Source organism: Kitasatospora sp. MBT63, assembly GCF_000710465.2.
GTDB lineage: Bacteria > Actinomycetota > Actinomycetes > Streptomycetales > Streptomycetaceae > Kitasatospora.
On record NZ_JAIZ01000277.1, the window covers coordinates 3,505 to 14,606 of the forward strand.

Below are 11,102 nucleotides of genomic sequence, written 5' to 3' on the forward strand. Positions count from 1 at the left end.
GTGCTGCCGTCCGGGGACGGGCGTAGCGTCCTGCGTATGGGTGATGTCCGGACCGACCGTCGCGCTGCGCGCTCGTACGGCGCCGCGCCCGTACCGCCGCCGGCCGGGCGCCCGACCCGCCGCCGGACCGGGACCCGCGGTGCCGGGCGGCGCTGAGGCGGGCGGCCGGGACGCGCTGCTGGACGCGGCGCTCACCGAGACCATCCGCCGCTGCGGCGCCACCACCGGCGCGGTCTACCTGCTGCCCGCCGACGAGCCGGTGCTCCACCTCGCGGTGCTGCGGGGCCTGCCCGCCGAGTTCATCGCCCCGTGGATCAGGGCCGCACTGGCCTCGCCGCTGCCGGTGTCCGACGCCGTACGCGAACGGCGGCTGGTGTGGTCCGGCAGCCAGCAGGAGTTCGCCCGGCAGTACCCCCGCACCGCCGTGGCGCTGCCGTACCACTTCGCGCTGGCCGCCGCCCCGATCGAGACCCCGCAGCGCTGCTGGGGCGCCCTGTTGCTGCTGTGGCCCGCCTCCCACTCCGCCCAGGCCAGCCCGCTGGAACGCGACCTGATCGGCGCCGAGTGCGGACGCCTGGCCCGGCTGCTGGCCCAGGCCGACGCCGCCGGGCACCCGTTCACCGCACCGGCCCGGCCCCGGGTGCTGCCCGTCCAGCGGCCGCTGGAGTCCCTGCCCTCCGACGCCGCGGCCGCGTTCGCCGAACGCCTGCCCGGCGGCAGCTGCAGCCTGGACCTGAACGGGCGGATCACCTACCTCACCGCCGGCGCCTGCGAACTGCTCGGCGCCGAGGCCGAGGACCTGCTCGGCGGCCTGCCCTGGCAGAGCCTGCCCTGGCTGGACGACCCCGCCTACGAGGACCGCTACCGCTCCGCGCTGATCAGCCGCCAGCCCTCCGCGTTCACCGCGCTGCGCCCGCCCGACCACTGGCTGTCGTTCCGGCTGTACCCGGGCGAGGACGGCATCAGCATCCGGATCACCCCGGCCGGCCCCGGACCGGCGGACGGGCCGCCGGCCACCCGGCCGCAGGCCGGGCCGGTCTCCCGGGCGGGCCAGCTCTACCAGATCATGCACCTGGCCGCGGCCCTCACCGAGGCGGTCAGCGTCAACGACGTGATCGACCTGGTGGCCGAGCAGATCCTGCCCGCGTTCGACGCCCAGGGCGTCGCACTGCTCACCAACGACCACGGCCGCCTGCACGTCAGCGGCTACCGCGGCTACACCCCGGAGTCGATCGAACGCTTCAACAGCATCCCGCTGCGCGCCCACCTCACCCCAACCGTCGACGCCCTCACCTCCGGGGTGCCCGGGTTCTTCGGCTCCCGCGAGGAACTGGTCGAGGTGTACCCCGACGTGCCGCAGGTGACCGGGAAGAAGGCCTGGGCGGTGCTGCCGCTGATCACCTCCGGCCGCCCGGTCGGCTGCTGCCTGCTCGCCTACGACGAGCCGCACCGCTTCGCCGCCGACGAACGCACCGTCCTCACCTCGCTGGCCGGGCTGCTCGCCCAGGCGCTGGAACGCGCCCGGCTGTACGACACCAAGCACGGACTCGCCCACGAACTCCAGCAGGCCCTGCTGCCGCACGCCCTCCCCGGCATCCCCGGACTCGACGTCGCCGCCCGCTACGCACCCGCCACCGAGGGCCTGGACATCGGCGGCGACTTCTACGACGTCATCCGGCTCGGCCCGACCAGCGCCGCCGCAGTGATCGGCGACGTCCAGGGCCACAACGCGCCCGCCGCCGCCCTGATGGGCCAGGTCCGCACCGCCGTGCACGCCGCCTCCGGCGCGCCCCCCGACCAGGTGCTGGCCCGCGCCAACCGGCTGCTCTGCGACCTCGACCCGGGCATGTTCACCACCTGCCTCTACGTCCACCTCGACCTCGCCGCGCACCGCGCCCTCCTGGCCGACGCCGGCCACCCCCCGCCGGTGCTGCGCCCGCCCGGCCGGCCCGCCCGCGTCCTGGACCTGGTGCCGGGCCCGCCGCTCGGCATCGACCCGCAGGCGCGCTACCCGGTCGCCGAGATCCCGTTCCCGGCCGGGACCCTGCTGTTCCTGTACACCGACGGGCTGGTGGAGGCCCGCGGGGTCGAGCTCGACCACGCCATCGCCGGGATCTGCGAGCAGCTGGACCGGGTCCCGCCCGGCAGTTCACCGTCCCGCACCACCGACGGCCTGCTGGCCCGGGCCCGCGCCGACGGCCGGCACGACGACGACATCGCCACCCTGCTGCTCAGGGCCGCCCCGGCCGCGGCGGACCCGCGGCGCTGAGCGTCCCGGCCCGGGAGGCGGCACCCGCCGGTCCGGGCAGAGAATCGGTGAGGAGGCGGCACCCGTACCCGGCCGGGGCGGGCGGCCCCCGCGGCCCGCGAGGGAGAGCGATGACAGAGACCGGCGACGCGCCGCGCACGGTGATCCTCACCGTCGACGACGACCCCGGGGTGTCCCGGGCCGTCGCCCGCGACCTGCGGCGCCGCTACGGCGCCTCGCACCGGGTGGTCCGGGCCGAGACCGCCGACTCCGCCCTGGACGCGCTGAACGAGATGAAGCTGCGCGGCGACGCCGTCGCGGTGATCGTCGCCGACTACCGGATGCCGCAGATGAACGGCATCGAGTTCCTGGAGCGGGCGATGGACGTCTTCCCCGGCGCCCGCCGGGTCCTGCTCACCGCCTACGCCGACACCGGCGCCGCGATCGACGCGATCAACCTGGTCGACCTCGACCACTACCTGCTCAAACCGTGGGACCCGCCGGAGGAGAAGCTCTACCCGGTCGTCGACGACCTGCTGGACAGCTGGCTGGCCTCCGACCACCGCCCGATGCCGGAGACCAAGGTGGTCGGCCACCGCTGGTCCGCGCACTCCTGGGAGGTCCGCGAGTTCCTGGCCCGCAACCAGGTGCCCTACCGCTGGTTCCCCTCCGACGAGCCCGAGGGGCAGCGGCTGCTGGCGGCCGCCGGCGAGGACGGGCTGCGGCTGCCGCTGGTGATCACCCCGGACGGCGAGGTGCTGGTCGAACCGGACGCCCCCGAACTGGCCGGCCGGGTCGGCCTGGCGACGGCCCCGTCCGCGGAGTTCTACGACCTGATCGTGGTCGGCGGCGGCCCCGCGGGCCTCGGCGCCGCCGTCTACGGCGCCTCCGAGGGCCTGCGGACCGTCCTGGTGGAGCGCACCGCGACCGGCGGCCAGGCCGGCCAGAGCTCGCGGATCGAGAACTACCTGGGCTTCCCCGACGGCGTCTCCGGCGCGCAGCTGACCGACCGGGCGCGCCGCCAGGCGGCCCGGTTCGGCGCCGAGATGCTGACCGCCCGCGAGGTGGTCGGCCTGGAGGTCAACGGCCCGTCCCGGACCGTGCGCTTCGCGGACGGCTCGGCCATCGCCGCGCACACCGTGCTGCTGGCGACCGGCGTCACCTACCGGCAGCTGGCCGCGCCGGGCGTGGCCGACCTGACCGGGCGGGGCGTCTACTACGGCGCGGCGCTGACCGAGACGGCCGGCTGCGCGGGTAAGGACGTGTACGTCGTCGGCGGGGCGAACTCGGCCGGCCAGGCCGCCGTCCACCTGGCCAGGACCGCCCGCTCGGTGACCATCTTGGTGCGGGCCGACTCACTGACCCGGTCGATGTCGTACTACCTGGTCCAGCAGATCAAGGAGCTGCCGTCGGTGACCGTCCGCACCGGCACCGAGGTGGCCGAGGCGCACGGCGACGGCCACCTGGAACGGCTCACCCTCCGGGACACCGCCACCGGCGCCACCGAGCAGGTCGACGCCCAGTGGCTGTTCGTGTTCATCGGCGCGGCCCCGCTGACGGACTGGCTGCAGGGCGTGGTGGAACGCGATGCCCGCGGCTTCGTGATCGCCGGGCCGGACCTGGCGACGGGCGGCGAACCGCCGAAGGGCTGGCCGCTGGAGCGCCTCCCGTACCACCTGGAGACGAGCGTGCCCGGGGTGTTCGTGGCGGGCGACGCCCGCTCCGAGTCGGCCAAGCGGGTCGCCTCGGCGGTCGGCGAGGGAGCGATGGCGGTGATGCTGGTGCACCGCTACCTGGAGAGGCTGTGACGGCATGAGCGCACCGGTGGTCCTGTGCAGCCCCGAGGAGCTGCGCACCCTGTTCCTGTTCGAGCACCTCAGCCCCGAGCAGCTGTCCTGGCTGTGCCGCGAGGGCCGGGTGGAGCAGTACCCGCCCGGCCAGGTGTACGCCGAGGGCTCCCCGGCGACCTGCTTCTACGTGCTGCTGGACGGCACCATCGTGCTCTCCCGCCGGGTCGGCGCCGACGACGTCGAGGTGAACCGGACCTCGCAGCGCGGCGTGTACGCCGGGGCGTTCCAGGCGTACCTCGGCGACCGGGTGCCGCAGCAGTACACCAGCTCGCTGCGGGCCGTGGACCCGTCGCGGTTCTTCGTGCTGGCGGCGGACACCTTCGCGGATCTGATGCGGGCGTGGTTCCCGATGGCGGTGCACCTGCTGGAAGGGCTGTTCCTGGGCTCGCAGGTGGCCAAGGAGGCGATCGAGCAGCGCGAGCGGCTGCTCGCCCTGGGCTCGCTGTCCGCCGGGCTGACCCACGAGCTGAACAACCCGGCCGCCGCGGCGCTGCGGGCCACCGCCGCGCTGCGCGAGCGCGTCGCCGGGATGCGGCACAAGCTCGGCATGATCGCCGGCGGCCCCCACCCGTACCCGCGGGAGAGCCTGGAGTCCCTGATCACCCTCCAGGAGGCCGCGGTCGACCAGGTGGCGGCCACCAAGGCCGTCTCGCTCGGCCCGCTGGAGGCCTCCGACCGCGAGGACGAGGTGGAGGACTGGCTGGAGGAGAAGGGCATCGCCGACGGCTGGCAGCTCGGCCCGGCCTTCGTCCAGGCCGGGCTCGACCTCGAGTGGCTGCGGCGGGTGGAGTCCACGGTCGGCGCCGGGAACCTGGAGGGCGCGCTGCGCTGGCTGCACTACACGGTCGAGACCGAGCTGCTGATGAACGAGGTCGAGGACTCCACCACCAGGATCTCGGACCTGGTGGGCGCGGCCAAGCAGTACTCGCAGCTCGACCGGGCGCCGTTCCGGGTGGTCGACGTCCACGAACTGCTCGACAGCACCCTGATGATGCTCTCCGGCAAGATCCCGGCGGGCGTGGACGTGGTCCGCGACTACGACCGGGCCCTCCCCCGGGTGCCCGCCTACCCCGGCGAGCTCAACCAGGTGTGGACCAACCTGATCGACAACGCGCTGTCCGCGATGGCCGGCACCGGCAGGCTCACCGTCCGCACCGCCCTCGACCACGACAACGTGCTGGTCGAGTTCGGCGACACCGGGCCGGGCGTGCCCGACGAGATCCGCAGCCGGATCTTCGAACCCTTCTTCACCACCAAGCCGGTGGGCGAGGGCACCGGCCTCGGCCTCGACATCTCCTGGCGGATCGTGGTCAACCGGCACCACGGGGACCTGCGGGTGGAGTCGGTCCCGGGCGACACCCGCTTCCGGGTGCTGCTGCCGGTCACCGCCCGCGACGAGGACCCGGCCGCAAGCGGCTGACGGACGGTCAGTCCTGCCGCGTCCACTGCGCGTACGGGATCCGGGCGATCTCGCGCAGCTCACCGGTGGTGGCCCACTCGTTGCGGCCGAGGCGGGCCAGCGGCCGCATCCGGGTGATCTCCGGGTGCCCGTCCACCAGCACCTCCGGGTCGATCGCGGCGTGCACCACCTCGCCGATCACCACCGTGGAGTCGCCCAGCCCGACCGTGGTGTGCAGCCGGCACTCCAGCGCCACCGGCGACTGCGCCACCCGCGGCGGCTTCACCAGCAGCGAGGGCTCGCGCTCGATTCCGACGGCCTCGAACTCGCCGTGCTCCGGCGGGAAGTCGGTACCGGTCGCGTTCACCTGCTCGAACAGCGGCTCGGGGGCGAGGCAGACGGTGAACTCGCCGGTCGCCTCGACGTTGCGCAGGGTGTCCTTGCGGCCGACGGAGGTGAACTGGACCATCGGGGGCCGCACGCTGGCGATGGTGAAGAAGGAATGCGGGGCCAGATTCTCCGTCCCGGTGGCCGAGACGGTGGAGACCCAGGCGATCGGCCGGGGCACCACGACGGCGGTCAGCAGCCGGTAGAAGTCGTCACGGCCTGTGGTCCGGGGATCGAAGTCGACGCGCATGGCGTCCATTATCGCTGGTCGTGGCCGGTGCCGGCCCCCACGGGGGCGTGCAGCGGATGCCCACGCGCCCCCCGGGTCAGTCGGCCGGCCGCAGGACCTCGCCGAGCGCGGCGACGAATCGGTTCAGCACCTCGGGGCTCCCGGCGGCCCGCTGGGGGTTCACCTCGCCCACCGACAGCACCCGGAAGCGCGGGTCGCGGCAGGCCGCCGCGAGCGCGGCGGTCACCGCACCCAGGGACGGGCCGCTGTTGCGCCCGTCCGTGCTCTCCGCCAGCGGCGCCTGCGTGAAGTCCAGGACGTCGACGTCGAGATGGACCGCCAGCGGGCCGGCCGGCAGCGCCCCGAGCGCCCGGGCTGTCTCGGCCTCCGGCGCCGCCGCCAGATCCGTCCCCGAACGCCACCGCAGGCCCAGCCGCTCGGCCTGCTCCCGCTCCCACCCGGTCGCCACCGCCGGCTCGGAGCCCAGCAGGAACACCTGCTCCGGGACGAGCAGCGGACGGCGGTCCACCGCGGCCGCCAGCTCCGGCGCCGCGCCCGGCAGGTCGAAGGCGTGCGCCAGCACCATCCAGTCCATCGCGCCGTCGCGGGTGGTCCCCGGCGTGTTCAGGTCGAAGTGCCGGTCCACGTACAGCAGTCCGGCATCGGGGCGGTGCGCGGTCAGCGCGCCCATCACGCCCAGCACCACGGTGCAGTTCCCCCCGACCACCAGGACGTCCGCGCCCCGGTCCAGCGCACCGGCCACCTGGGCGGCCACCACCTGGACGGCCTCCACCACGGCCGCGAGGTTCTGCGCCCGCGGCTGCCGCAGGTCCGGCGCCCACACCTGCAGCGGCCCGTCGCCGAGGTCGTGCACCCGGCGGCCCGCCGCCCGCAGCCCGTCGATCAGCCCGAGCTCGCGCAGCACCCGCGGCGCCGTCTCCTGACCCGGTGCGTAACTGCCCGCACTGGTCGGGGCGCCCACCACCACGACATCCCTGGACATCCTCCCATCATCCCCGGGCGGCTGGGCGGCCGCCATCGCTGCTCCCCTCGGCGCCCGCGCCCGGGGCGCCCCGTGGCGGGGCGCCCCGGTGTGGTCAGCTGCGGGGCGGGAGGTCGAGCGCCACCGACAGGCGGCGGTCGGCGACGCTGCGCCCGGCCTCGACCGCGTACACGCCCGCCCGTACCAGCCAGCGGCCGGCCGGGGTGTCCCAGGTCTCGAACGCCCGCCGCGGGATGCGGATCCGGGCCGCCACCCGCTCGCCGGGCGCGGCCTGCACGGAGGCGAAACCGGCCAGGTGGCGGTCGGGGCGGGAGCGGTCGACGCCGTCGTGGGCGAGGTAGACCTGGACGGTCTCCCGGCCGGTGCGCCCGCCGGTGTTGCGCACCCAGACGGTGGCCTCGGCGACCGCGCGGTAGGGATCGTCGTCGTCGGCGCCGTCGAGGTGCCTGACCTCCATCCCCTCGTACTCCCAGTCGGTGTAGCCGAGGCCGTGCCCGAACCAGTACGCGGGCGCGGTGGCCGACCGCTGCCAGGCCCGGTAGCCGATGAACAGGCCCTCCTCGTAGGGCAGGACGCCGTCCTGCGGCTCGACCCGCAGCACCGGCGCGTCGGCGGCCCCGGCCGGCCAGGTGGTGGGGAGGCGGCCGCCGGGCTCGGTGCGGCCCAGCAGGACGTCCGCCAGCGCGGCGCCCGCCTCCTGGCCGGGGAACCAGGTGAGCAGGACGGCCGCGACCTGATCGCGCCACGGCATCAGCACCGGGGAACCGGCGTTGACCACCACGACGGTGTTCGGGTTGGCCGCGGCGACCCGGTGGACCAGGTCGTCCTGGCGGCCGGGCAGCGCCAGGTCGGCGCGGTCGACGCCCTCGGTCTCGACCTCCTCGGTGGTGCCGACCACGACCACGGCGACCCGCGCCGCGCGGGCGGCCGCCACCGCCTCCTCGATCAGCTCGTCCTCGGTGAGGGCGGGCGCGGCGTGGCCGAGGGTGAAGGAGACCAGCCCGAAGCCGGCCACCCCCGCGGCCTGCGGCAGGGTGTGGTCGAGGACCAGGTCCACGGCCCGGCCCGCCGTCAGCTCGACGCTGAACAGCCGCTGCGGCGGGGCCAGGAACGCGGCCGCGGGGTCGTCCCCCTCGGGCACCAGCACGTCGTCGAACAGCACCCGGCCGTCGACCTCCAGCCGGAACCGGCCCGCGCCCCGCACGGTGAACCGGTGGGTACCACTGCCCTGCGGTACCAGCGTGCCGGCCAGCCTGACCTGCGCCAGGTCGGCAAAGGCGACCCGGCCGGGCAGCTCGCCGATCCACCGCACGAACCCGTCGGGGACGACCGTGCCGGCCAGCTCCGCACCCGCCGCGTCCAGCAGGGCCGCGGTCATCGGGACGGCGACCGGCGCCGGGTTGGACAGCGCGTCGGAACCCGTCGCGAAACTGACGTCGACGCCCGCGGCGCGCAGCCCGTCCAGCGGGGTGACGGTCCGGGCCGGGAGGACCTCGGCGCTGCCGCCGCCGCCGATGCGCGGCCGGGCGGCCGCCGCACCGATCACGGCGACCCGGCCCGGCTGCTCGGCCAGCGGGAGGAGGCCGCCCTCGTTGCGGAGCAGGACGAAGGAGCGGGCGGCGATCCGGTGGGCGAGCGCCTCCCCGTCGATCGCGGGCGGCAGCAGCTCGGCGGGGACGGCCGCGGGCGCGCCCGCCAGCAGGCCGACCCGGGCGGCCAGCCGCAGGACCCGGCGGGCCAGGTCGTCGACCGTCCGCTCCGGCACCCGGCCGTCGCGGACGGCGGCGACCAGGTGCTCGCCGTAGACGGTCGCCGGTCCCGGCATCGCGACGTCGAGTCCGCCGAGGGCGCAGCGCACGGTGTCGCGGGCGCCGGTCCAGTCCGAGACCAGGACGCCGTCGAAGCCCCACTCCTCGCGCAGCACCTCCTGGTTGAGCGCGGTGTGCTCGCTCATGCCGGTGCCGTTGACCTGGTTGTAGGCGGCCATCAGGCCCCAGGGCGTGGCCTTGCGGACGATGGCCTCGAACGGGGCCAGGTAGAGCTCGCGCAGGGTGCGTTCGTCGAGGTGGACGTCGACGGTGTAGCGGTCGGTCTCGGAGTCGTTGGCGACGAAGTGCTTGGGGGTGGTGGCGATGCCGCCGTCCTGGACGCCGGCGACCAGGGCGGCGCCGAGGTCGCCGGTGATCAGCGGGTCCTCGGAGTAGCACTCGAAGTGCCGGCCGCCGCGCGGGGTGCGGTGCAGGTTGACGGTCGGGGCGAGGACCACGTGGGCGCCCTTGCGGCGGGCCTCCTGGGCGAGCAACCGGCCTGCCTCGCGGACCAGTTCGGTGTCCCAGGTCGCGGCGAGGGCGGTCGGGGAGGGGATGGCGACGGAGGGGTCGTCGGCGCTCCAGTGCTCGCCGCGGACGCCGGCCGGCCCGTCGGACATCACCAGCCGGCCGAGCCCGATGGACTCGTCCGCGGGCAGCGACCACATGTCGGCCCCGGCGAGGAGGGCGACCTTGGCGGGCAGGGACAGTCGGGACAGGGACTTGTCGACGGCGGCCTCGCGATCGGCGTCGGTGCCGGCGGTGACGGCGGTGGCATCGGTGGCGGTGCGGGGCTCGGCGTGCTCGGGGTGCTCGGTGTTCATGGGTCCTCGTGGGTGGGGAGCGGGACGGTCGGTCGGGTGGTCGGGCGGGGTCAGCGGACGGAGCGGATGGGGAGGATCGCCAGGGCGCCCAGCAGCGAGAGCGCGCCGCCGACCAGGAAGAGCCCGGTGTAGCCGCCGAGGCCGGCGATCACGGCGGAGGCGACGAACGGGGCGATGATCTGCGGGCCGGCGCTGGCGATGTTGAGCACGCCCATGTCCCGGGCGGCGTCCTCGGCGCGGGGCAGGACCAGGGTGACGACCGCGGTGTCCACCGCCATGAAGCAGCCGAACGCCAGGCCGTTGACGGCACTGAAGACCAGCATGCCGGTCCAGGTGGGGCTCACCACGGGGACGATCATCACCAGGCCGGCCAGGGCGGCGGACACCCCGACGAAGAGCTTGCGCCGGTTCCAGCGGTCGGAGAGCACGCCGCCCAGGACGGTGGACACGCCCATCGCGGCCATCGAGACCGGGGTCAGGATGGCGATGGCGGCGGCCGGTTCGAGGCCCGCGGGCAGCTCGATGTGGTCGGTGAGGATGTACAGCGGGTAGCCGACCACGCAGAAGTAGCCGAGGACCAGCAGGGCGCGCCCGATGAACGCCCACCGGAAGTCGTGGGTGGCGAGCGCCGACAGGAACGCCTTGAGCTGCCGCCCGAACGGGACGGGCGGGGCCGGTTCCCGGCGCGGTTCGCGGCCCAGCGCGGTGAGCAGCACCGCGGCCACCGCCACCACCGCCCCGAGCACCAGGTAGCCGGTGCGCAGGCCGGAGACGGTCTGCGAGGCGATCAGGACGCCCAGGGTGCCGCCGACGGGCAGTCCGAGGCCGACGACGGCGGAGGCGGTGCCGCGCCGGGCGGGCGGGATCCGGTCCGGCACCACGGCGGTGACCGCGGACTGGTGGACGTTCATCGCGGCCTGGCCGAGGCACCAGGCGATGGTGGCCAGCAGCACGGTGGTGGCACCGCCGAGCAGCGCCATCATGGCCAGGGCGGCGAGGCCGCCGCCGAGGATCCAGGGGCCGCGCCGGCCGGTGCGGTCCGACAGGGCGCCCGCGACCGGGTTGAAGAGGGTCGCGAAGACCGCGCTGACGCCGCCGATCATCCCGAGGGCGGCGACCTTGTGGGCGGGGTCGATCTGGGCGATCTGGGTCGGGAGGAGGACCGATCCGACGCCCATGTACAGGGCGAACATCGCGGTGTTGGCGAAGGCCAGCAGGCCGAGCAGGCGGCCCGTCCCGGCCGGGGACTCGGGGGCGGGGGTGCGTCTGCGGTCCGCGTCGGTCGTCGTCACGTTCATGGGCGGCTCCGGTGGAGCGGGCCGCGCGTGGGGCGCGGCGGGTGGGGGTGGGGGGG

At 75.4% G+C, this 11,102-nt stretch carries 7 protein-coding genes; 3 read left to right on the forward strand and 4 right to left on the reverse strand.

The window, feature by feature from the left end:
- Positions 1 to 43: 43 nt before the first annotated feature.
- From AA75_RS17605 to AA75_RS17615, 3 genes are all read left to right on the forward strand, one after another.
- Positions 44 to 2,269: a SpoIIE family protein phosphatase gene (locus AA75_RS17605; RefSeq protein WP_082526599.1), complete on the forward strand. Its 2,226-nt coding sequence runs from the start codon at positions 44 to 46 to the stop codon at positions 2,267 to 2,269.
- A gap of 110 nt (positions 2,270 to 2,379) precedes the next feature.
- Positions 2,380 to 4,056 carry an FAD-dependent oxidoreductase gene (locus AA75_RS17610; RefSeq protein WP_033821022.1) on the forward strand — a complete coding sequence of 559 codons (1,677 nt, stop codon included), beginning with the start codon at positions 2,380 to 2,382 and terminating at the stop codon, positions 4,054 to 4,056.
- Positions 4,057 to 4,060: 4 nt separating this feature from the next.
- Positions 4,061 to 5,518, forward strand: coding sequence for an ATP-binding protein (locus AA75_RS17615; protein ID WP_033821023.1), 1,458 nt, complete (start codon positions 4,061 to 4,063; stop codon positions 5,516 to 5,518).
- A 7-nt stretch (positions 5,519 to 5,525) separates the two neighbouring features.
- Here AA75_RS17615 and AA75_RS17620 read toward each other — a convergent pair whose 3' ends face one another.
- The 4 genes from AA75_RS17620 to AA75_RS17635 all read right to left on the reverse strand — a co-directional run bounded on the left by AA75_RS17620 (position 5,526) and on the right by AA75_RS17635 (position 11,046).
- The gene (locus AA75_RS17620) at positions 5,526 to 6,134 is read right to left on the reverse strand and encodes a flavin reductase family protein (RefSeq protein WP_033821026.1); all 609 of its coding nucleotides are present in this window, start codon (positions 6,132 to 6,134) and stop codon (positions 5,526 to 5,528) included.
- 76 nt (positions 6,135 to 6,210) lie between these two features.
- Positions 6,211 to 7,116, reverse strand: coding sequence for an arginase family protein (locus AA75_RS17625; RefSeq protein WP_033821024.1), 906 nt, complete (start codon positions 7,114 to 7,116; stop codon positions 6,211 to 6,213).
- A gap of 94 nt (positions 7,117 to 7,210) precedes the next feature.
- Positions 7,211 to 9,748: a beta-glucosidase gene (locus AA75_RS17630; protein ID WP_033821025.1), complete on the reverse strand. Its 2,538-nt coding sequence runs from the start codon at positions 9,746 to 9,748 to the stop codon at positions 7,211 to 7,213.
- A gap of 50 nt (positions 9,749 to 9,798) precedes the next feature.
- Complete coding sequence (locus AA75_RS17635) at positions 9,799 to 11,046, reverse strand: MFS transporter (RefSeq protein ID WP_051812656.1); 1,248 nt, start codon at positions 11,044 to 11,046, stop codon at positions 9,799 to 9,801.
- Positions 11,047 to 11,102: the final 56 nt, after the last annotated feature.